The organism is Lutibacter sp. (assembly GCF_021647475.1).
Lineage (GTDB): Bacteria > Bacteroidota > Bacteroidia > Flavobacteriales > Flavobacteriaceae > Lutibacter.
Window position 1 is genome coordinate 1 of record NZ_JAKIUR010000043.1, and the last position, 23,415, is coordinate 23,415.

Below are 23,415 nucleotides of genomic sequence, written 5' to 3' on the forward strand. Positions count from 1 at the left end.
ATGAAAATGGAGAAATTGTACGCTCTGGAATTCATACTTATGGAGATACGGTTCATATTTTTGTAGAACGAAAAAATTATAATGGATTATTTTTACCAAAATTTGAAAAATGGGAATCTTTATACAACCCAGCCGATGTTGGACTAAGGTATATTGATCATATGGTAGGAAACGTTGGATGGAATGAAATGAACGTTTGGGCAAAATTTTATAAAAAAACAATGGGTTTTGCAAACCTTATAACTTTTGATGATAAAGATATTTCAACCCAGTTTACAGCTTTAATGAGTAAAGTAATGACCAATGGAAATGGCAGAGTTAAATTCCCAATTAATGAACCTGCTGAAGGACTTAAAAAATCGCAAATTGAAGAATATTTAGAGTTTAATAACGGTCCTGGTGTTCAACACATTGCAGTTGCAACCAATAATATTTTAGAAACTGTAAAGTCAATGACCGAAAGAGGTGTGGAATTTTTATATGTTCCTGGCTCCTATTATGATACTGTTTTAGATAGAGTTGGTGAAATTGATGAAAATTTAGCCGAATTAAAAGATTTAGGTATTTTGGTTGATAGAGATGACGAAGGTTATTTACTTCAAATATTTACAAAACCTGTTTCAGACAGACCAACGCTTTTCTTTGAAATAATTCAACGTAAAGGTGCTCAATCTTTTGGAAAAGGAAACTTTAAAGCACTATTTGAGTCTATTGAAGCAGAACAAGAACGGAGAGGAACTTTATAATTAAAACTAAGATTTTAATAAAAGCTTAACTCTATTTGTTAAGCTTTTATTATTTTTGGCTTAATAATTGTAATTTATACGAAAGTAAACTACTAATAAAAGTATATGATAAAAAAACTACCATTTCTTCTGTTCTTTTTTTCAATTGTTGTATTTAGTCAAACTAAGCAACTTGAAATTCCAGCTAATAAAACAGCATTTAAAGATGGAGAATGGCTTAAATATAAAATGAGTTATAGTAATTTTTTAAATGCGGGTTTTTCTACTATTGAAGTTAAAGAAGTAACTTATAAAAAAAAGGAAGCATATCACATTATTGGAAAAGGAAAAACTACAGGGTTAATTGGCTTATTTTTTAAAGTAAGAGACAATTATCAAAGTTATTTTTATAAAAAGTCTTTAAAACCATTTTTATTTATCCGAAAAATTAATGAAGGTGGTTATACTAAAAATAAGGAAATATCCTTTGACCACGTCAACAAAGAAGCCACTGTTAAAAATTATAAACACAACACGGTAAAAAAATACCCAATAAGTAGCGATATTCAAGATATACTTTCTTCTTTGTACTATTTAAGAAATCAGAATTTAAGTACACTAAACATAGGCGAAGAAATTGAACTTAAATTATTTTTTGATCAAAAAATCAACAATTTTAAACTTCGTTTTTTAGGTATAGAAATTATAAAAACAAAATTTGGCAAAGTAAAAACTTTAAAATTTAGACCTATTGTACAAGCTGGAAGAGTTTTTAAAGCACAAGAAAGTGTTACTGTTTGGATAACCGATGATGAAAATAAAATTCCTATTAAAATAAAAGCAGCTCTTGCTATAGGATCATTGCGTGCAGATTTAGTTTCTTTTAAAGGTTTAGCCCATCCTTTTAACATAATTTTTGACAATTAAATTGTACTTTTGCATCTTGATTTTATTTTAAAAATTAATTTGTAAAAAAACTCTTTTGAAAAAAATAATTATATTTCTTTTAATTGGTTTGCTAACTGCTTGTAAAAATGACAAACCTACTATTAAAAAACAGCCTGTTAAACCTAAAATAGTTCATGAATATGGATTTAATTTAAATAATTTTAAAGTCATTAATGATACTATAAAATCTGGCGAAAATTTCAGTGAAATATTAGATAAATATCATATTGACTATCCAAAAGTACTTGAAATTGTCAACAAAATTAGAGATACTTTTAATGTAAGGAAAATAAAAAGTGGAACACCTTATACCATTTTAGCCTCTAAAGATTCACTTGAAAAAGCACAAATTTTTATCTACAAACCTTCAAAGGTTAGATATACTGTTGTAAATTTTAAAGATTCTATTATTACCGCTTATAATGGTAAAAAAAAGGTAAAAACCGTTGTTAAAACAGCATCCGGAATAATAAAAACTTCTTTATCAGAAGCTATGGATAAACAAGGATTAAGTTCCTATTTAACTTCTAAAATGGCAGATGATATTTACGCTTGGACTATTGATTTTTCCAGACTTCAAAAAAATGATAAATTCAAATTAATTTACGAGCAACTATACATTAATGACACCATACCTGTTGGAATTGGAGAGGTAAAAGCGACATACTTTGAACATGGTGGCGAACCATTTTATGCTTTTAGATTTGTAGCCGATTCCACTTTAAATATTCCAGATTATTTTGATAATAAAGCAACAAATTTAAGAAGACAATTTTTAAAAATGCCAGTAAAATTTAGCAGAATAACTTCTCGTTATAATTTACGCAGAAGAATTGCTTATTATGGTAACAAAATTAAACCTCATAAAGGAACCGATTTTGCCGCTCCAATTGGTACTCCTATTATGAGTACCGCTAATGGTACCGTTATTAAATCTAGTTATACAAGTGGTAATGGCAATTACGTAAAAATTCGTCATAACAGTACCTATACTACACAATATTTACATATGGTTAGAAGAGCTGTTAAAGTCGGCCAGGTAGTAAAACAAGGTCAAACTATTGGCTATGTTGGTATGACAGGACATGCAGCTGGTCCACATGTTTGTTATCGTTTTTGGAAAAATGGCAGACAAGTAGATCCGTTAAAACAGAAATTACCTGCTGCTAAACCTATGAAAAAAGATATTAAACCTGGCTATTTTAAATTTATTGAACCTTTAAAACAGGAATTAGATTCTATTACTTATCCAAATTAAAAACAAAATAAAAAAGACCTTAAAACCTAAATTATGGCTTTAAAAAATATAAATCCGACTGAAACTGCAGCTTGGAAAAATTTGATTTCTCATTTTAATGAAGTTAAAAACAAACAACTTAAAGATTTATTTAAGGATGATGCTGATAGAAAAAATAAATTCACCATAACCTTTAATGATTTTGAATTTGATTTTTCAAAAAACAGAATTACCGAAAAAACAATAGAAAACCTTTTAAACTTAGCGGAAGAATCTGATTTAAAAAATGCTATAAATGCTTATTTTTCAGGTGAAAAAATTAATCAGACTGAAAATAGAACTGTGCTTCATACAGCTTTACGTAATCCTAATGATTCTACGATTTTAGTTGATGGTAAAAATATAATGCCTGAGATAAAAAAAGCATTAACTAAAATGAAAATTTTTAGTGAAAAAATAATTTTAGGAAATTGGAAAGGTTACACAGGAAAAGCAATCACTGACGTTGTAAATATTGGTATTGGAGGCTCAGACTTAGGGCCTGATATGATAGTGGAATCCTTAAAATATTATAAAAATCAATTAAACGTACATTTTGTATCCAATATTGATGGAGATCATGTACAAGAAATCATCAAAAACTTAAATCCTGAAACCACCTTATTTGTTATTGTCTCAAAAACCTTTACAACCCAAGAAACCTTAACTAATGCAACTACTATAAGAAAATGGTTTTTACAAAATGCAACTGAAAAAGATGTAGCAAAACATTTTGTTGCCGTTTCCACTAATATTAAAGCAGTTAAAAATTTTGGAATTGATAAAGAAAATATTTTTCCAATGTGGGATTGGGTTGGAGGAAGATTTTCATTATGGAGTGCAGTTGGTTTATCCATTTGTTTAGCAGTTGGTTTTAATAATTTCAAAGAGTTACTAAATGGAGCTTATGAAATGGATGAACATTTTAAAAATACTCCTTTTAAAGATAATGCACCCGTAATTGCAAGTTTAATCGGCATTTGGTACACTAACTTTTTTAATGCAGAAACCGAAGTCATTTTACCATATACACAATACTTAAATAAATTACCTACCTACTTACAACAAGCCATTATGGAAAGTAATGGTAAAAGTGTAGATAGAAATGGTAATCGAGTTAACTACCAAACTGCTAATATTATTTGGGGAAGCACAGGTACCAACGGGCAACATGCCTTTATGCAATTAATTCATCAAGGTACAAAATTAATTCCAGCAGATTTTATTGGTTTTAAAGAATCGCTTTACGGAAACAAAGAACATCATCAAAAATTAATGGCAAACTTCTTTGCTCAAACACAAGCATTAGCTGAAGGAAAAACGAAACAAGAAGTACATTTAGATTTAAAAACGAATGGAAATATTGAAAAAATTAATAAACTGTTACCTTTTAAAGTTTTTGAAGGAAACAAACCAAGTACATCAATCTTAATTAAGAAATTAACTCCAAAAACACTAGGAAGTTTGATTGCATTTTATGAACACAAAATATTTGTACAAGGTATTATCTGGAATATTTTTAGTTTTGATCAATTTGGAGTTGAGCTAGGTAAAGAATTAGCAAATAAATTTCTTCGAAAAAAATAATTTTGAATCCGTAATTAATTATAAAATGTTCGTCACCCTGAACCTGCCAGCAGCAGTCGGGCTTGTTTCAGTGTCTCATTAATATAATTCGGTGATTGTCAAAACTGTGAGATACTGAAACAAGTTCAGTATGACGTATAAATATGAAATATGACACAAAACTAATTTTTTAGCTTTAAAATAAGCAACCTATTTTCTAAATTAACATCTGTTAATAAAAGTGTAAATTTTTAACAGGATAAGTATCTATTTTTCCAATGATTTTTTATACTTTTAAAAGTCTTAATTTTTTGTTAAAATTTAACAATTAATTAAAAGACAAATCAATTAATATTTGCATTTTTGCACAAACATTTAATTCAAATTAAAATTACACAATGAGAAATTTAAAAAATTGGTTAGTAGTAGTACTTTTAGTTTCTACTTCTATCATTTTTGGTCAAACCAAACTTACTGGTACTTTAGTTGATGAAACAAATCAACCTCTACCAGGTGCCGCAGTAGTTCTTCAAGGTACTACAAGCGGAACTTCATCAGATTTTGATGGAAAATTTACATTAGAAACTAAAGTTTCTAATGGTACTATTGTTGTTTCCTTTGTTGGTTACGAAACTAAATCATTTACATTTAGTGGAAGTAAAGATTTTGGAACAATATCTTTAAAACCTTCTGCACAAGCATTAAGTGAAATTGTAATTACTGCAACATCTTTTGCCATTGACAGAAAAACACCAGTTGCTGTATCAACAATAAAAGCTGATGTTATTGAAAACAAATTAGGATCTCAAGAATTTCCTGAAATTTTAAAATCTACTCCTGGGGTTTATGCTACCAAAGAAGGTGGTGGTTTCGGTGATGGCGGCTTAACTTTAAGAGGGTTTAACTCTGAAAATGTAGCAGTTTTAATTAATGGCGTTCCTGTTAATGATATGGAAAATGGTAGAGTTTACTGGAGTAACTGGGCTGGTTTAAGTGATGTTACTAGTGCTATGCAAGTTCAACGTGGTTTAGGAGCTTCTAAAGTAGCTGTACCTTCAATTGGTGGTACGGTTAACATTTTAACTAAAACTACTGATGTTGAAAAAGGCGGAAACGTATTTACAGCTCTTGGGAATGATAATTACCTAAAAACTGGAGTTACTTTATCTACTGGATTATTAGATAGCGGATTTGCTGTTACTGTAGCTGCATCTAAAACTACTGGAGATGGTTATGTTGATGGCACCGAATTTAAAGGCATGAGTTATTTTATAAATATTTCTAAACAACTATCTGAAAATCACAAAATAGCTATTACCTCATTTGGTGCTCCACAAAGACATGGTCAACGCCAAAATAAAAGCAGTATTGCTACTTATAGAAATGCTCAAAGTGGAATTAAATTTAACCCAGATTGGGGATATAAAAATGGTCAAGTAGTGCATGTAGAAGACAATTTCTATCATAAATCACAAACTTCATTAAATGATTACTGGACTATTAGTGATAAATCAAGTTTATCTACTGCATTATATGCTTCTTGGGGAACAGGTGGTGGCGGTGGTACTGCTGGTGATATTGGCTTATTTAACCAATATCGTATAGGTGGTTCTGATCAACCAATGGATTTAGATAAAATTGTTGCTTTAAACGAAGCAAATGGTGCACTTGGTGCAATCTCTTATTTAAGAGCTTCAAGAAATGACCATAGTTGGTATGGTGCATTATCTACTTTTAAAACTGAATTAAATGATCATCTTGATTTAATTGCAGGTATTGATTTAAGAACTTATACAGGAAACCACTTCTCAGAAGTAACCGATTTATTAGGTGCTGATTACGCACTTGGCAACGCAAATGTTAACAATCCAAACGCTATTTTAAAAGTTGGTGACAAACGTGATTATCATAATGATGGCAAAGTGGGATGGGCTGGATTATTCACACAATTAGAATATAACAAAGAAGATTTTAATGCATTCATTTCTGCAGCTGCTTCTAACACTTCTTACCAAAGAATTGATTATTTCAATTATTTAGATAGTGACCCTTTACAAAAAACAGATAAATATAACTTTGGAGGATATAGTATAAAAGGTGGTGCTAACTACAACTTTACAGCAACACAAAATGTTTTTGCTAATATTGGTTACTTTGAAAAAGCACCTCTTTTTAATGCTGTTTTCTTAAATTATGATAATGAGCATATTAATGCAAATGCTACGAATGAAAAAATATTTAGTGCTGAATTAGGTTATGGCTTAAGAGGTGAAAAATTTGCCGCTAATATTAACATTTATAGAACTCAATGGAATGACAGATCTTTTACCAAAGCTTTTCAAGGGGAAACTTTTGCAGGCTCAGGGGTAAACACTACCTATTTTGTAAATTTAACTGGTATTAATGCACTTCACCAAGGTATTGAATTCGATTTTACCTATAAACCATCTACTAAGTTCACTGCTACAGGTATGTTATCTTTAGGTGATTGGAAATGGGATAGTAATGTTGAAAATGTTCAAGTTTTTGATGAGCAACAACAGCCTGTTGGAAATCCATACAATTTATACATTAAAGGATTAAGAGTTGGTGGTTCTGCACAAACAACAGCAGCTTTAGGTTTTGATTATGAACTTATGGAAAAAACGCATTTTACTGTAGATTATAACTACTATGCAGATTTATATGCTAGATACAGTCCTGATGGTAGAAATGATAGCACTCTAACTCAACAACCTTGGAAAATGCCTGATTATGGAACATTTGATGCAAGCATTAGATATGGATTTAAAATTGGAGATTTAGATGCTACTGTTATTGGTAGAATGAATAACGTTTTCAATACACAATATATTCCTGTAGCACAAGATGGATCTGGTCAAGGACAACTTGGAGATACTGATTATATTGCTCCTTCATCTTCTGAAGCGGCTGTTGTTTGGTTTGGATTTGGAAGAACTTTTAACGTAAGTGCTAAAATTAAATTTTAAAAATATATAATCATGAAAAAATTAATTTATTTAATAATGGGATTGGGGTTGTTATTTACAGCCTGTAACCCAATGGACGATATTTATACCGCCATAGATGCCCAACAAGAAGTAATTACTGGTGATGTAGTTTATACGCTTACTACTGATGATTATGATGCTTTAAATTTAAGTTATGGAAGCTTTAGCTCTGAAGATGATGCTAAAACAATGCTTCCTGCTTTTTTATCTGAAAAATACCCTGTATGGGGTAAAGGTTCTTCAGCTTTATTAGGTTTCCAATTATATATTGGAAAAGCTTTTAATACAAAAGATTATAAATTAACACAAGCTGATTACACTTTAAGTGGAAGTAATTTATTAGGATTTCAATTCGATGCAACTCCTGGAGATTTTTTACCAGGAATTCTTACTGATAATATTAGTTCTCCTTCAGAAGGAACTTATGCGAATGCAAATTATTACCAATTTACGGGAAGTGCCTATGTATTAACTCCTTCTGTTTCTCTTGAGGAAAATTTTGATTATGGAGCAACTGCAGGAGATTTAACGACCATTTCAACTAATTGGACAGCTCACTCTGGAAGTACAAAAGTGGGATATATTACTACAAGTTTATCTATGGTAGATTACCCTTCTTCTAACGTAGGTGGTTCTATAACAATAAATAGTTCAAGTAGTGAAGATGTAAATAGTGCGTTTACCACTATAACTTCAGGAAAAGTATATGCAAGTGCTTTAGTTAATTTAAGTGCAGTAGGTTCTGGAAATTATTTTTTCCATATAATGGAAGCTGCTAATACTCAGCCTTATGCTCAATTTAGAGCTAGAGTTGGAGCTAAGGATAATGGTTCTGGTAAAATTTTATTTGGAATTGGTGCTAGTTCAAGTTCGTTGACTTATGGTACTACTCCTTTTGATTTAAATACTACGTATCTTTTAGTATCATCTTACGATATTGCAACGGGTATCTCTAATTTATATGTACTAACAACTGCTAAAACTACAGAACCTGGAACACCAGAAGCATCTAATACTGGCACTTCAGGAACATCAATTTCAGCAGTCGCAATTCGCCAATCAAGTAATATTCCTACAGCAACGTTAGATGGTATACGTGTTGCAAATTCTTGGTCATCAATTATGAGTAATGGTCCATTTGAAGATGAAGTAATAGGAACTAAAGAATCATATAATAGTTATTATAAATATTCAGGTGGAACTTGGACTGAAGCAACAGATATTTATGCTTTAACAACTGAAGATTATGATGCTATGGGAACAGCTTCAGGTCAACCAGGAAAATACAATAATTTTGATAGTTCAATGGATATTGACACTTATGTAACAACATTTTTAGGAATAAAATACCCATATGCTGCAGATGGAGATACTATGAAAGTTCTTTATAAATATTATTCAGGTTCTGCTCAAACAAGAGGTAATTTATACACTTTTATGGATGGTGCTTGGACAGCTTATCAATCTACTATTAGTACTACTTTACAATTTGGTCATGATGGTATAAAATGGGTGCCTGATAACACTATTAAATATACCTTAACTAGTGATGATTATGTTTATATATCAGAACAATTGACAGGAAATGCTGATTTTGCTAATGTTAGTTTACCTAATCTTGCTAATTATGGCGATTTTGATTATAATTGGACTTCAGATCAATTATTACAAGCTATGGGAATTCTAGCTGATCACATAGATCCTACAGCAGCAGAAGGACAAAAATATGTTTTCACATATCTACTTTATGACAATGGTCTTAATACGAAAACAATGAGTGTTATTAAAACAGGTGGTGTTTGGGTTTTAAATAACTAAACACACAAGTTAATTTTATATTAAAAACCTCCCAATTGGGAGGTTTTTTTTATGAATAATTAGAGAACAAATGAGGAAAATTTACTCAAAATGAATAAAAATACATCAACATCACTTAAAAATTATTTTGACCAATTTGTTAAAAGCCGAATAAGAGAAGGTAGATTTAAAAATGTAAGTGAAGTTATACGAGCAGGATTAAGATTATTGGAAGAGAGTAAAGTTATTGCATTGAGAAACGAAATTCAGGACAGAATTGATAGTGGAATTGCACACGACTTCGACCCTAGAAAACATCTTGAATCTCTAAAAACCTGAGTTCGATGTAAGAAAACAAATTGTGTACAGAAAATCAACAAGCTACGTCATTGCGATGAATGAAGCAAAGCGGAATAAGGAAGCAATCTCATTTTTATGAAAAGATTACTTCAAATTATAGCACTACGTTTATAATTTTCGCAATGACATTTTGATTTTCAGTTATTTAAAGTAAATCCTTAGGTCAAAAGCAAAGAAAATCTTAAATAGCTAAATTTAAATTGACCAATAAAGCCATTAAGGATTTATCGAAAATTTGGGATTATACATTTAAAGTTTGGTCGGAAAGGCGGGCGGACAAATATTACGAATCACTTATTTCAAATTGTCAAGAAATTGCGAACAATCTATTATTTAGGAAAAAATATGGGAGAATTACTCAAAATCCACTCGGAATGAAAATGAATCGACATATTATATTCTACAAAACTTTAAATAAAAACTACATTGAAATTACGAGAATTTTACACGAGAGAAGAATGGATTTAAAAAAAAGAATGACCGAATAATAACTACACGTAACAACTAAAAATTGAAATAACAATAGAAAATTAGGCGGAATAATCAAGTATTTAAAGTTGCACTAATCTTATAAAAGTACATTCTTTTAAATAATATAAATTACTACAAAATAGAAAATCTAACTAAACCTACCTCTTTATAATTTTCAATACCACAGGTTTGTTTAAATGCACTTTTGCAATATATATTCCTGTTGGTTGATTGCTTATATCTAAGTTTACTTTACCATAATTTACAGGATAACTTCTTTGACTTATTAATTGTGATTGTATGTTGTATATTGAAATTATTACCTGTTTTTCTGCTATTGGCATTGCTATTTCAAAAATACCTGTACTTGGATTTGGATATACTACAAAATCGTTCAACAACTCAATTGCTTTTGAATATACTCCTTCACAGGTTTTTGCTGTTTTTACTTCTAGTAAATCACCATGTTTTACATTTACAGTAAATACAGGAGCATTGGTGTCTAAAACTTCCTTTCCGTTAACAAATACTTTATAAGGTGCAGTGCCTTGTTCTATTTCAACTGTTGCTTTGTTTGCTTTTACACTTGATTTTCCTGAAACCGTGATTCCTTCAAGTACTTCAACTACAAAACATTGCTGGTAGTTTTCTCCTGTTACTGTTATACAAATACTATAAATATCAGGGGCTAAGTTTTCAAATAGATAGCTATTGGTAAAATTTTGTGTATCGGAAAAACTAGTGTTAGTTCCTGTAATGTTTACTACATAATTATGAGTTTCATTTGCAGTAATATTTAATTGTCCATTATTTTTGTTTGGACAAGTTTCACTAGTTACCTGGATATTGAAATTATCCGTAGGTAATGAGAATACACTTGGAACTCCACAAATTTCAAGACTCCAATTATCAATAGTTCCAATATCTGCAGCTCCTGAATCTACAACTTTTAAAATCCAATTTCCTTTAGATCCTTGATTGTTAAATGTAGATAAATCTACTTGAGGTTTAAATACTCCTGTAAAAGGAGCTATTCCTAAGTTAATTGCCGTTACACCACTATCATCAAAAACCGTATTTGTATAATTAACACCATTGCCTCCATTACCTGAAGATAATATAATAGAAGTACCTTCTGGGCTTGTTAATGTAAGTGCCAAATCTTCATCATAAGGATGCGTAATATTTACGGTTACATTAACATCAGTAATTATTTTATTTTGAGAAATATTGATTACAGAACTTGCTCCTGTAGAGTTGTTATCTGGAATTGACAAAGGTGTATCAGTTGCAGTTGACGTATCACAAACTTCGTTTGCTGTAGTGAAATTAAAAATAGATGAATAACTACTTTGATTACAATTGTTTATTGCTTTAACCCTCCAATAATATAAAGTATTTGGCATTAATAGTTGTGGAGAGTATAAATTTATGTTTATAGTATTAGTTTCAGTAGTTGATGCAAAAGTATTATCGGTTGAAATTTCAATATTATAGCTTGAAGCATTTACATCATTATTCCAATTTAATAGATATGGTTTTAAAACTCCTACATCATTATTAACTGGATTATTTAAAGTTGGAGCCGTAATGGTATTGGTAAATACATTTAAACTTACTGCTGTAATTTTTGTAGTTGAAGTTGATGTTCCTGTAACTGCTATTTCTGAATTTCCTAAATTAGCATCGGTTATTCCAGAAACTGTTATTTGAACCGTGGTACCATCAACAATTGCAGATGTTGGATTAAAACTAATAGTTGTACCAGCTGGATTTCCTGTTGCTGAAAAAGTGGTAGTTTCATTAAAACCATTAAACGTATTATAGGTGAAATTGTAAACGGCATTGTTAGGAGAACATACTGAATTTGAGATACTATTAAAATTCATAATAAATTCAGATGCCTGAATAGCAATATCAACAGTATTCATGGCATAAAAGACATTATTTGTACTTTCAACTATAATCCTTGCTTTTATAGTAGTAATATTGGGAACTACAATAGTAGAAGATCCGTTATTTGGAATGTTTGAAGCTAATAGAGTAGGATACGTAAAACCTCCATCAGTAGATAATTTAATATTAACAAAAGAACAACTAACTGGTGCTATATCAGTATTTGCAACATCCCAAGTAATTATTTCTGAAGTTCCTGCTGCCCAAGTTGTAGCTGTATTTTGAGAAGTTACTTTAAATGGCCCTGAATTTACATCAAAAGATAATACATTTTCTTGACTAGCCGTTTGAGCTCCAACAGGATTATTATCTCTCACATTAACTCCAAATTTCATGGTTCTTGTTACCGATGGTAAAACTTCCCATTCATTAGATAAATTACCTGCTACAACCGTATTTTGATCTGGAAAATATCTTTTTGGTGAAGTACTAGGGCCTACTGATCTAAAATCTGGGCCACTCACATCGGTTGAAGCTAGCGGATAATTAGTAACGCTACTTCCATTTAGTTGTTCCCAAGTATAAGTTAGGATATCTCCATCAGAATCAGAAGCATTTGCTGTTAATACAAATGGAGTTGAAATAGGAATAGAATAATTATTTAAAGTATTTACTACTGGCACATTATTTCCTGTTGCAGTAATAGTGCCACAAGTACTGCTATTTCCCACTGAAATATTAGCCCATATTTCTCTGATACTCACTAAATGAAAATAGTCATCACTATTAGTTTGCACATTTTGTGGAGTGCAAATACCTGCGTAAGCCATAATAGTGGAACCGCTTCCGGGTTCTACTGCTGTTGCATTATTTAGGTTTCCAGAACAACTCCCTGCATCTCCATTAAAAGTATGGTGTGCTCCAAATTGGTGTCCCATTTCATGGGCAACAAAATCTATATCATAAGCGTCACCAATAGGATTGCTTGAACCCGTTATTCCTCTAGCTTTGCTGTTAGTACATGGTGAATTCAGTTGAGCTAAACCACCTCCGCCTGTAGAAAAAGTATGGCCTATATCATAATTAGTTAAGCCAATAACATTATCTATTACTGTTTGGCTTTCATTAATTAAAGTATTTCCATCATTATTAGTAAAAGGATCTGTAGTTCCATCCAAAAAAATAACATCCGTTTCGTTGGCTACTAAAACCATAGTTAACGATATATCCCGTTCATAAAGGCCATTAACCCTAGTCATTGTTGTATTTATAGCCGATAAAACTGCAGCTTTTTTTTCTGCATCTGTTGCATTTGAAGATATTCCTTGATAATTTAGTTGATATTGTGCATATTCTCCAGTAGTTGCAATAGCTAATCTATAAGTTCGTAAATTACCATCGTTTGCATTTGTTGTTCTTGAACTATAATCATTTTTAGAAGTGTTTAATTTAGGAGAATCAAACTCATCAAATCTACATTCAAAAAAAGTTATTTGAGGTAAGCTTTTTTTATTGTAAACTATATAATTATTAGTGTTTACGGTATAAGGATCAATATAAACAGTTCCTCCTGATTTTTTAAATATCATTCCATGAAATCCGTCATTGGCAATACTAAATCGAATAATTTTACCTTTATTAATTGTACTTTTTCCAATATATGAACGAATGTTCGGATATTTCTTTTGTAAAGCAGGCTCCATAATAGAAGCTTCAAAAACCTGATAATTTTCTAGTGTTCCATCATCATTAGGAAAATTTAAAACCGTATTAGATTGTTTTGTATTAACCGTTCTTTTTGAAACATTGAGTAATAACGTTTTAATTTTATTTATATCTAATTGATAATTTTCAAACTTTTTTGGGATTGAATTTCTAAAAACCAATTTTTGTGCTTTTGCTTGGGTAGAAGCAACCTTAGTCCAAATATTATTTTTATTTTGTCCTATTCCATTAAAAACAATTGTTATTAAAAATAGTGTTAATAGGATATTTTTTTTATAAAATTGTGTCATATACTTTTAATTTTGGGGTGTTTAGAGGTTAACAAATATAATTTATTAATTAGTTTTTACCAATGTAAACAAATTTTGTTTTAATAAAATACAGTATTTTTGCATCTTACATCAAATTTATTTTAATTGAAAATACTCTCAAATTTATCATCCTTTAACGAAACAGCTCCTTCATTTGTTACCATTGGTACTTTTGATGGTGTACATATTGGACATCAAAAAGTATTAAAAAAATTAGTTAAAAGTGCTAAAAATAATAATGCGACTTCAATTTTACTTACTTTTTTTCCTCACCCAAGAATGGTTTTACAAAAAGATGTTGAAATTAAATTAATAAATACTATAGACGAACGTATTCAACTTTTAAAGAAAACAGGAATTGACACACTGGTCGTTTATCCTTTTGATGAAACCTTTGCTAACCAAACTGCTTTAAATTTTGTTCGTAAATTTTTAGTTGCAAAATTAAATATTGTAAAATTATTTATTGGTTATGATCATAGATTTGGAAAAAACAGAGAAGGTGATTTTGAACATTTAAAAGAATATGGTCACGCCTATAATTTTGGTGTAAAAGAAATCTCAAAATTAGATATTAACAATATTGGAGTTAGTTCCACAAAAATTAGATTAGCTATTGAAAATGGTGAGATAGAAAAAGCTAATCAATATTTAGGATATCATTTTATGATTACTGGCAACGTTGTTAAAGGAAGAAATTTAGGTGAAAAAATTGGATTTCCAACGGCAAACTTATTTGTTAAGGAAAACTATAAATTGCTTCCTAAAACGGGTGCGTATATTGTAAAAACTGTTATTAATAATAACGTTATTTACGGAATGATGAATATTGGATATCGGCCAACCTTAAAAGGAAAACACCAAACTATTGAAGTCCATTTTTTTGATTTTAATGAAAATTTATATGATAAAATTATTCAAATTGAAGTATTGAAATTTTTACGAAATGAACAAAAATTTGAATCGGTTCAAAATTTAAAAAAACAGTTAAAAAAGGATAAACAAAATTCATTAAACTACATACATAAACAATATACGCTTAACAAATAAAAAAAATTAAATAAAAATAAATAATGAAAAATAATAAAAAACTTAGCCTAATAGAAGTAGTATCAATGGCAGTAGGCACAATGATAGGTGCTAGTATTTTTACAATTTTTGGTTTAGGAGCCAAAATTGCAGGAAATGATTTACCCGAAGCATTTATTCTCTCTGGTATTTATGCCTTAGTAGTGGCTTATTCATATGCTATTTTGGGAGGGAAAATTATATCTAATGCAGGTCCAATTGCATTTATATTAAAAGGGCTTGGTGATAGTGTTGTAACAGGAGCATTAAGTATTCTTATGTGGTTAACTTATGTAGTTTCAATCTCACTTTTTGTCAAAGGTTTTGCAGGCTACCTACTTCCTTTTATTCATGTAGAACCTACAACATTTACAACAGGAATAGTTGAAGTAATTGTAATTTCATTTTTTACTGCATTAAACTTTTTTGGTAGTAAAGCTGTTGGAAAAGCTGAGTTTTATATTGTATTAACTAAATTATCAATTTTATTGGTGTTTATTTTAGGTGGTTTTATGACTATAAATTGGGGGATGGTTAAACCCGGCTTTGATTCAGCTCACACTAGTGGTTTACTAAATGCATCTATTATCTTTTTCCTTTCTTATATGGGGTTTGGGCTTATTACTAACGCTTCTGAAAACATAGAAAATCCCAAAAAAAATGTTCCTTTAGCAATATTTATAAGTATCTTTTTTGTAATGATTTTTTATATACTAATTTCTATGGTTACCATTGGAAATCTTTCATTACCAGATATTATTAAAGCACAAGAAAATGCTTTGGCTATTGCTGCCAAACCTTTTTTGGGTAATTTTGGATTTATTCTTATTACCATTGGAGCATTATTTTCTATTTCGTCTGCTTTAAACGCAACCATTTTTGGAGGTGCAAATGTTGCCTATTCCTTAGCAAAAGATGGTGAATTACCTGAAGCTTTTGAAAGAAAAATATGGTTTAAATCAACTGAAGGATTGTATATTACAGCAGGTTTAGGTCTTTTATTTGCCTTGTTTTTTAACTTAGGAGCTATTGCTTCTATTACAAGTACTGTTTTTACGGTTATTTATATTTTTGTTTTAATTTCACACATTAAGTTACAAAAAAAGTATGGAGGAAATAAAATCCTTATTATCTTTAACTTAATAATTCTTTTGGGTGTTTTTGTTGCACTAATGAAATATCAATGGGATACTCAAAAAAGTGCTTTTTATGCTAGTATATTTACATTTGTTGGAGCTTTTATAGCAGAGTACATCTATAGAAAATATGGAAAGCGAGAAATGAAAGATATTAAAATTAGTACTAACCTATAATCAAAATTCATTAATGGCACTTTTATTGATTTGTAATTAAAAATTAAATTTATGAAAATAGTTCTTCCACTTCTTCTAATTGTCTTCGCTTCATGTAATAGTTGCAAACCTCTAAATGTTACAGTAAAAAATACTATAAAACAAAATGCAACAAGTTGTGTTTCAAATGGTAAATGCGAGCTAAAACTTACACCAAACAAAAATATTACATTTGAAAAGGACAAATTTGGAATGAGTTATCCCAAAATAACGGATGGTGAAAACACCTTATTAACTTATACTTTTAAGCGAAATGTTGTTAAAAACACACAGGATAGTCATTATACTGAAATTATTTATGCGGTTTTACCTAAAACTATTACAGAAATGTCATTAACTAATGCAGAACTTTCAAAAGTCAATTTACATTTTGCCCGATTGTGTTTTTGCAAAGGTGAAACAGGTTATTATCCTATAGAAAATGGTAGTTTTAAAATTACAAAAGTAGATAAAAAAGCTATCAAAATAGCTTGTAGTTTTACGGTTAAAAATATTCCACAAGTAATCTCTTCTTTTGAAGAAATTGTTCCTATAAAATCAAATTAACAACAAGTCTGGTTTTTCTGGTTAGGTTTAATTGCAATTTCTTAAATTTGCCCATAATTTAAGGAAATAATAATGTTACAAGTAGCTTTTATTAGAGAGAATAAGGAAACCGTTTTAAAAGGTTTAGCCAAACGAAATTTTAAAAATGCCGAAGAAATTGTTAATCAAACTATTTTAGCAGATGAACAACGCAGAGCAACACAAACTGAGCTAGATGCTGTTTTGGCAGAATCAAACAAACTTTCAAAAGATATTGGTATCTTTTTTAAATCTGGAGAACGAGAAAAAGCTGAAATTTTAAAACTAAAAACAGCGCAGTTAAAAGATAAATCAAAAGAATTATCTGAAAAACTTCAAGAAAAAGCTACAGAATTACAGAATTTACTGTACTTAATTCCTAATATTCCCAATGAAATTGTTCCCGCAGGAAATTCGGATGAAGATAATATAACGGTTTTTGAAGCAGGAAAAATTCCTGCTTTATATGATGGTGCATTACCACATTGGGAACTTGCCAAAAAATATGACATTATAGATTTTGAATTAGGAAATAAAATAACAGGAGCAGGTTTTCCAGTTTATAAAGGAAAAGGAGCGAGGTTACAACGTGCTTTAATCAATTATTTTTTAGATAAAAATACCAAAGCAGGTTATCAAGAAGTTCAGGTTCCGTATATGGTAAATGAAGCTTCAGCTTATGGCACAGGACAATTACCTGATAAAGAAGGTCAAATGTACCATGATGCACAAGATAATTTGTATTTAATACCTACAGCAGAAGTACCTGTAACTAATATTTTTAGAGATGTAATTTTAAAAGAAAGCGATTTTCCTATTTGTAAAACGGCCTATACACCTTGTTTTAGACGAGAAGCGGGTTCATACGGTGCACACGTTCGTGGCTTAAATAGGTTACATCAATTTGATAAAGTGGAAATTGTTCGGATTGAACATCCAACAAAATCTTATGAAGCTCTAGAAAAAATGCTAGAGCACGTAAAGGATATTTTAAATGAATTAAAATTGCCTTACCGTATTTTACGCTTGTGTGGTGGCGATTTAGGTTTTACTTCTGCACTAACTTATGATTTTGAAGTTTTTTCAACTGCACAAAATCGTTGGTTAGAAATTAGTTCAGTATCTAATTTTGAAACTTTTCAGGCAAATCGTTTAAAACTTCGATTTAAAAATGCTAACGGCAAAACCGAATTAGCACATACCTTAAACGGAAGTTCGTTAGCGTTACCTCGTGTTTTAGCAGGTTTATTAGAAAATTATCAAACTTCTGAAGGCATTAAAATTCCAGAAGTATTAATTCCATATTGTGGCTTTGATATTATTAATTAGACCGAACAGCTATCATTAAATTTTTGTAGTAATTCATTTCAATTAAAGCATCAAAATAGGCATTTAATTGCCCATTATTCATAAAGTTTAAAGCTTTGCTTTTTGCTGTTTCGTATAGTTTGATTAGTTCTTTCATGGTTAAAATAGTTATTGATTACTTTAATAAAGACAATATTCGTGCCAAAACATAACACTGTGCTTTATCAAATAGGTCGATTTTATAAAAACTTTAACACTTGTTTACCTATCTTTGAAAGTAAAATAATGGATTTATGCGAAAAGTTTTATTCTTATTGTTATGCTTTTTTTCGTTGCATTTTTATGCACAAGAAAATACACTTGCCTACCAATATTATAGAAATGGCGAATATAAAAAAGCAGCAGTTATCTATAAAACCCTTCACGAAAAAAATGAGTACAACACCAATTATTTAACGTACTTAATTAATTGTTACCTGCAACTTGAAAAATTCAATGAGGTAAAAAGCACCATCAATCAACAATTAAAAAGCTTTTCCAATCAAAAATATCTATATGTAAATTTAGGCTATAGTTATCAATTGCAACACCAACAAGAAAAAGCAAATTTGTATTATAAAAAAGCATTAAAGGAGATTGAAATTTTTCCAAACTTAGGATACATTATCGGAAGTACTTTTAAAAATTATAATTTGCTTGATAATGCTTTAAAAGCTTATAAAAAGGCAATGGAGTTAAATAAAAACACTAATTATAATTTTCAAATTGCTGCTATTTACGGTGAAAAAGGAGACGTTGAAGCTATGTTTTCTACCTATTTAAATTTAATAGATATTAATGAAAACTATGTGCCAACTGTTAAAAGTTATATTGGAAAATTTATTACAGACAATAGCGAAAATAAATATAATATTTTATTTAAAAAACTGATTTTAAAACGATTACAAAACAACCCTCAAAATAGCTGGAATCAACTTTTAAGTTGGCTGTATATGCAACAAAAAGATTATGGCAAAGCATTTATTCAAGAAAAAGCATTGTTTAAACGTAATAATTTAGGGTTAAATAGTCTAATGACTTTAGGGAAAATTAGTTTTGAAAATAAAGATTATAGCAACGCCAATACATGTTTTAACTATATTTTAGAAAACACAAATGAAGTAAAAACAGTTTTAAATGCTAAATTATATTTACTTGAAATTTCACTCAAAACAAATCGTACAAACGATAAAATTGAAGCCCAATTTCAAAATATATTTTCAGAATTTGGTATAAATACCGAAACTATAGATATTCAAATTTTTTATGTTCATTTTTTAGCTTTTAATAAAAATGAACCTAAAAAAGCAATAACTGTTTTAAAAAAGGCATTAAACTTAGCAACTAATAAATTTCAAAAAGGGACAATTAAAATAAAGTTAGCAGACATTCTGGTTTATACCAACAAATTTAATACCGCGTTAATTTATTATACTCAAGTTCAGCACAATTTAAAAAACCATCCAATAGCACAACAAGCACGATTTAAGATTGCACAAACCTCTTATTTTAAAGGCGATTTTAAATGGGCACAAACACAACTAAAGGTTTTAAAAAATGCAACATCACAATTAATTGCAAATGATGCCTTAGCTTTAAATTTATTAATTACCGATAACGCAGTAAAAGATAGCCTACATATCGCTTTAAAAACCTATGCAAAGGCTGATTTGCTTGCTTATCAAAATCAAAATTTAAAGGCTATTGATACACTTCAAACTATTTTAAATAAATTCAAAGGGCATCCTATTAACGATGAAACTTTATTTAAACAAGCCGAATTATTTATCAAAACAAATCAATTTGAAAAAGCTGTACGTAATTATTTACAAATTATCAGTTTAAATAAAGAAGATATTTTAGCAGATGATGCCGTTTATAATTTAGCTGAACTTTATGAGAATCAATTAAATCTTCCAAACCAAGCAAAAGAATATTATAAAAAAATTATCTTTGAATATCCTTCCAGTATTTTTTTAGTAGATGCACGTAAAAAATATCGAAAATTAAGAGGAGATACTATAAATTAAAACTTATGTTTATATACAACGTTACCGTAAATATTGATAAAACCAAGCAGCAAGAATGGCTAAATTGGATGAAAGAAACTCACATTCCTGCTATGTTGGCAACCGGTAAATTTACACAAGCCAAAATGAGTAGAGTTTTAATTAATGAAGAAATGGGTGGAGTTACCTATTCAGTTCAATATACCACAGATAGCTACGAAACTTTAGAAAAATACTATAAAGAAGATGCTTCTAAATTACGTGAAGAAGCCTTAAAAATGTTTAAAGATAAATTTGTAGCGTTTAGAACCGAACTTAAAGTAATTAGTAATCAGTATTGCGTAAGCTCTAAAAATTAAATATGACGGTTAGAGCAAAAAAATATTTAGGACAACATTTTTTAAAAGATGAAGAAATAGCTGAAAAAATTGCTAATTCTTTAATCAAAAAAAACTATGAAAATATTTTAGAAATAGGTCCAGGAATGGGAGTTTTAACCAAATACCTACTCAAAAAAAAAGCAATTACACATGTTATTGAAATCGATTCTGAATCGGTAGCATATTTAAAAGCACATTATTTAAATTTAACAGAAAGGATTATTGAAAAAGATTTTTTAAAAATTAATCTTGCAGATTATTTTGGTGAAAATCAAGTAGCAATTATAGGAAACTTTCCTTATAATATATCCACTCAAATTGTATTTAAAACCTTAGAAAACAAGCAACACATTCCTGAATTTGCCGGCATGTTTCAAAAAGAAGTGGCACAACGAATTGCCTCTAAACCCGGAAGTAAAGTGTACGGAATATTATCCGTTTTAACACAAGCTTTTTATGATGTGGAATATCTATTTACCGTTCCTCCAAATGTGTTTAATCCACCACCAAAAGTAGATTCTGGCGTAATTCGTTTAATAAGAAAAGATGATTACACGTTACTCGTTAATGAAAAATTATTTTATAACGTTGTAAAAACAGGTTTCAATCAGCGAAGAAAAACCTTGCGAAACAGTTTAAAATCCTTTAATTTATCCGATGAATTAAAACAAGATGTTATCTTTGCACAACGTCCTGAACAATTATCAGTTACAGAATTTATTGAATTAACCGCTAAAATTGAACAAAATGGCATTTGAAATTAACAACCATTTTTTAAACGATTTTAAAGCTCTTATTGATGCAAACAATCATAAAGAAGTTTCCACAATATTAAAAGATCTTCATTATGCAGATATTGCAGATATTGTTGAAGACTTAGATTTTAACAGAGCACTTTTTGTATTAAATCTTTTAGATAGTGAAACTACCGCCGATATTTTAACGGAATTAGATGATGATACTCGTGAACGCGTTTTAAAAAGTTTATCTTCAAAAGAAATTGCTCAAAATATTGAAGAACTTGAAACCGATGATGCTGCCGATATTATTGGAGAACTTTCTGAAAAAAAGAAACAAGAAGTAATCAGTCATATTGAAGATGTTGAACACGCTAAAGATATTGTTGATTTATTGCGTTATGAAGAAGATACCGCAGGTGGTTTAATGGCAAAGGAATTTATAGAGGTTAATGAAAACTGGACCAACTTAAAATGCGTTAAAGAAATGCGCCGTCAGGCACAAGAACTAGAAAAAGTACACACTATTTATGTAGTTGATGATGATGATAAATTAAAAGGTATTTTATCACTTAAAAGCTTATTAACAACATCCGCAAAAACACCTGTAAAAGAAATTTTTGATCCCAAAGTTGAATCTGTTAAAGTAGATGATAAAGGAGAAGATATTGCTCAAATTATGCAAAAATACGATTTGGTTGTACTACCTGTTGTAGATGATTTAGGCGTTTTAGTTGGTCAAATTACTATTGATGATGTTGTAGATTTTATTACGGAAGAGGCGGAGAAAGATTACCAAATGGCAGCAGGTATTTCTGAAGATATAGATACCGATGACACCGTTTTTAAAATGACTCGTGCCCGTTTACCATGGCTACTTATTGGTATGATTAGCGGAACATTTGCCGCCACCATAATAGTTGATTTTCAAACCGTTATGAAAACGGCTCCAGCTTTAGTTATGTTTATTCCTCTTATTAATTCATCTGCGGGTAATGTTGGTGTGCAATCCTCTGCAATTGTGGTACAAAGTATCGCTAATAAATCTTTTAAAGGAAAACTAATAACACATATTCTAAAACAATTATTAGTAGGTTTATTAAATGGAGCTGTTTTGGCAAGTATCGTTTTCGGCTTAAGTCAGTTTATTTTCCATACCAATTTAAATATTTCTTTTACCATAGCAATTGCACTTACTACCGTAATTATAAATGCCGCAGTTATTGGCACCGTTGTTCCTATTGTTTTAAATAAATTTAAAATTGATCCAGCTGTTGCAACAGGACCTTTTGTTACTACAAGTAATGATATTTTTGGTATTCTAATCTACTTTATGGTAGCTAAAATGATGTTAGGATTTTAATTTTTTGGGCATTCCACTTCGTGTCAGGCTTTCCGCACTCGCTTTTTTAAGTATCCTTAAAAAGAGCTCAAACAATTGCTTCAATCCTTAATGCAACTTGCGTTCAGTATAAGAATACATAATCCGTTGTACATTTTGATAAAATTTTGTCAATTCGAGTGAATTTTAGCCTTTTTAGGCTTAAAATTAGTATCGAGAATAGGTTTTTTAGTTAAAAACAGCCGTTCTCGATACAATTTTTTATCAAAAATTACTCGAACGGACGTAACAGTAAGTTTAAAAAGTTAGAATGCACAACGGGTTACAGAAGTAATTGTAAATGAATTATTAATGCTTGGAGGAAAATAAGTTATGGAATTTTGCTATGATTAAAATAACTATCCCTGAATTCAAGAACTTAACGCAACAAATCATAATCTTAGATTTGTTGTATGAAAGTAAATAAATATGTACGATTAACGTTAAAAGAACGTGTTGTAATAGAAACATTATTACAAGAAAACAAGACC

Annotated in this window: 18 protein-coding genes; 16 read left to right on the forward strand and 2 right to left on the reverse strand. The window is 29.8% G+C overall.

Features of this window, described 5'->3' with window-relative positions:
• The 8 genes from hppD to L3J60_RS10325 form a co-directional block, all read left to right on the forward strand.
• Positions 1 to 746 (forward strand): 4-hydroxyphenylpyruvate dioxygenase (hppD, locus tag L3J60_RS10290; protein ID WP_291975426.1); only part of this gene is annotated, 746 nt, incomplete at its 5' end.
• A gap of 105 nt (positions 747 to 851) precedes the next feature.
• Positions 852 to 1,652, forward strand: a complete 801-nt coding sequence (locus L3J60_RS10295; RefSeq protein ID WP_291975427.1) for a DUF3108 domain-containing protein — start codon at positions 852 to 854, stop codon at positions 1,650 to 1,652.
• Positions 1,653 to 1,707: 55 nt separating this feature from the next.
• Positions 1,708 to 2,931, forward strand: a complete 1,224-nt coding sequence (locus tag L3J60_RS10300) for a peptidoglycan DD-metalloendopeptidase family protein (RefSeq protein WP_291975428.1) — start codon at positions 1,708 to 1,710, stop codon at positions 2,929 to 2,931.
• 33 nt (positions 2,932 to 2,964) lie between these two features.
• The gene (pgi, locus tag L3J60_RS10305; protein ID WP_291975429.1) at positions 2,965 to 4,536 is read left to right on the forward strand and encodes a glucose-6-phosphate isomerase; all 1,572 of its coding nucleotides are present in this window, start codon (positions 2,965 to 2,967) and stop codon (positions 4,534 to 4,536) included.
• Positions 4,537 to 4,913: 377 nt separating this feature from the next.
• Complete coding sequence (locus tag L3J60_RS10310) at positions 4,914 to 7,505, forward strand: TonB-dependent receptor (RefSeq protein ID WP_291975430.1); 2,592 nt, start codon at positions 4,914 to 4,916, stop codon at positions 7,503 to 7,505.
• Between the two features lie 12 nt (positions 7,506 to 7,517).
• Entirely contained in the window at positions 7,518 to 9,344 is a 1,827-nt protein-coding gene (locus L3J60_RS10315) for a hypothetical protein (RefSeq protein ID WP_291975431.1), read from the forward strand.
• A gap of 90 nt (positions 9,345 to 9,434) precedes the next feature.
• Positions 9,435 to 9,662, forward strand: coding sequence for a type II toxin-antitoxin system ParD family antitoxin (locus tag L3J60_RS10320; RefSeq protein ID WP_291975432.1), 228 nt, complete (start codon positions 9,435 to 9,437; stop codon positions 9,660 to 9,662).
• 221 nt (positions 9,663 to 9,883) lie between these two features.
• On the forward strand, positions 9,884 to 10,171 hold the full coding sequence (locus tag L3J60_RS10325; RefSeq protein ID WP_366837202.1) for a type II toxin-antitoxin system RelE/ParE family toxin: 288 nt from the start codon (positions 9,884 to 9,886) through the stop codon (positions 10,169 to 10,171).
• Between the two features lie 141 nt (positions 10,172 to 10,312).
• Here the strand turns inward: L3J60_RS10325 and L3J60_RS10330 are convergent, their stop codons facing one another.
• Positions 10,313 to 14,065, reverse strand: a complete 3,753-nt coding sequence (locus tag L3J60_RS10330; RefSeq protein ID WP_291975433.1) for a reprolysin-like metallopeptidase — start codon at positions 14,063 to 14,065, stop codon at positions 10,313 to 10,315.
• Positions 14,066 to 14,191: 126 nt separating this feature from the next.
• Between L3J60_RS10330 and L3J60_RS10335 the strand changes: the two genes are divergently transcribed.
• The 4 genes from L3J60_RS10335 (at position 14,192) to serS (ending at position 18,399) form a co-directional block, all read left to right on the forward strand.
• Entirely contained in the window at positions 14,192 to 15,136 is a 945-nt protein-coding gene (locus L3J60_RS10335) for a bifunctional riboflavin kinase/FAD synthetase (protein ID WP_291975434.1), read from the forward strand.
• Between the two features lie 23 nt (positions 15,137 to 15,159).
• Entirely contained in the window at positions 15,160 to 16,467 is a 1,308-nt protein-coding gene (locus tag L3J60_RS10340) for an APC family permease (protein WP_291975435.1), read from the forward strand.
• A gap of 51 nt (positions 16,468 to 16,518) precedes the next feature.
• The gene (locus L3J60_RS10345) at positions 16,519 to 17,052 is read left to right on the forward strand and encodes a hypothetical protein (protein WP_291975436.1); all 534 of its coding nucleotides are present in this window, start codon (positions 16,519 to 16,521) and stop codon (positions 17,050 to 17,052) included.
• A 72-nt stretch (positions 17,053 to 17,124) separates the two neighbouring features.
• A complete protein-coding gene (gene serS / locus L3J60_RS10350) occupies positions 17,125 to 18,399 on the forward strand; it encodes a serine--tRNA ligase (protein WP_291975437.1) in 1,275 nt (424 codons plus the stop codon).
• On the opposite strand, the gene L3J60_RS10355 is transcribed toward serS, so the two are convergent.
• The gene (locus L3J60_RS10355) at positions 18,392 to 18,535 is read right to left on the reverse strand and encodes a hypothetical protein (RefSeq protein WP_291975438.1); all 144 of its coding nucleotides are present in this window, start codon (positions 18,533 to 18,535) and stop codon (positions 18,392 to 18,394) included. The genes serS and L3J60_RS10355 overlap by 8 nt on opposite strands.
• A 136-nt stretch (positions 18,536 to 18,671) precedes the next feature.
• Here L3J60_RS10355 and L3J60_RS10360 point away from each other — a divergent pair, with 136 nt between their 5' ends.
• From L3J60_RS10360 to mgtE, 4 genes are read left to right on the forward strand one after another with little or no spacing between them, the layout of a single operon-like run.
• Entirely contained in the window at positions 18,672 to 20,447 is a 1,776-nt protein-coding gene (locus L3J60_RS10360) for a tetratricopeptide repeat protein (protein WP_291975439.1), read from the forward strand.
• 5 nt (positions 20,448 to 20,452) lie between these two features.
• Complete coding sequence (locus L3J60_RS10365; RefSeq protein WP_291975441.1) at positions 20,453 to 20,785, forward strand: DUF4286 family protein; 333 nt, start codon at positions 20,453 to 20,455, stop codon at positions 20,783 to 20,785.
• A gap of 2 nt (positions 20,786 to 20,787) precedes the next feature.
• The gene (gene rsmA, locus L3J60_RS10370; RefSeq protein WP_291975442.1) at positions 20,788 to 21,564 is read left to right on the forward strand and encodes a 16S rRNA (adenine(1518)-N(6)/adenine(1519)-N(6))-dimethyltransferase RsmA; all 777 of its coding nucleotides are present in this window, start codon (positions 20,788 to 20,790) and stop codon (positions 21,562 to 21,564) included.
• Positions 21,554 to 22,906 carry a magnesium transporter gene (gene mgtE / locus L3J60_RS10375; protein WP_291975443.1) on the forward strand — a complete coding sequence of 451 codons (1,353 nt, stop codon included), beginning with the start codon at positions 21,554 to 21,556 and terminating at the stop codon, positions 22,904 to 22,906. Before rsmA ends, mgtE begins: the two co-directional genes overlap by 11 nt.
• Positions 22,907 to 23,415 lie beyond the last annotated feature (509 nt).

Excerpts from the sequence above, each read along its gene's own strand:
- L3J60_RS10295 (WP_291975427.1), top strand. The coding sequence starts at position 852 with ATGATAAAAAAACTACCATTTCTTCTGTTCTTTTTTTCAATTGTTGTA.
- pgi (WP_291975429.1), top strand. The coding sequence starts at position 2,965 with ATGGCTTTAAAAAATATAAATCCGACTGAAACTGCAGCTTGGAAAAAT.
- L3J60_RS10310 (WP_291975430.1), top strand. The coding sequence starts at position 4,914 with ATGAGAAATTTAAAAAATTGGTTAGTAGTAGTACTTTTAGTTTCTACT.
- L3J60_RS10315 (WP_291975431.1), top strand. The coding sequence starts at position 7,518 with ATGAAAAAATTAATTTATTTAATAATGGGATTGGGGTTGTTATTTACA.
- L3J60_RS10320 (WP_291975432.1), top strand. The coding sequence starts at position 9,435 with ATGAATAAAAATACATCAACATCACTTAAAAATTATTTTGACCAATTT.
- L3J60_RS10330 (WP_291975433.1), bottom strand. The coding sequence starts at position 14,065 with ATGACACAATTTTATAAAAAAAATATCCTATTAACACTATTTTTAATA.
- L3J60_RS10340 (WP_291975435.1), top strand. The coding sequence starts at position 15,160 with ATGAAAAATAATAAAAAACTTAGCCTAATAGAAGTAGTATCAATGGCA.
- L3J60_RS10345 (WP_291975436.1), top strand. The coding sequence starts at position 16,519 with ATGAAAATAGTTCTTCCACTTCTTCTAATTGTCTTCGCTTCATGTAAT.
- serS (WP_291975437.1), top strand. The coding sequence starts at position 17,125 with ATGTTACAAGTAGCTTTTATTAGAGAGAATAAGGAAACCGTTTTAAAA.
- L3J60_RS10355 (WP_291975438.1), bottom strand. The coding sequence starts at position 18,535 with ATGAAAGAACTAATCAAACTATACGAAACAGCAAAAAGCAAAGCTTTA.
- L3J60_RS10360 (WP_291975439.1), top strand. The coding sequence starts at position 18,672 with ATGCGAAAAGTTTTATTCTTATTGTTATGCTTTTTTTCGTTGCATTTT.
- L3J60_RS10365 (WP_291975441.1), top strand. The coding sequence starts at position 20,453 with ATGTTTATATACAACGTTACCGTAAATATTGATAAAACCAAGCAGCAA.
- rsmA (WP_291975442.1), top strand. The coding sequence starts at position 20,788 with ATGACGGTTAGAGCAAAAAAATATTTAGGACAACATTTTTTAAAAGAT.
- mgtE (WP_291975443.1), top strand. The coding sequence starts at position 21,554 with ATGGCATTTGAAATTAACAACCATTTTTTAAACGATTTTAAAGCTCTT.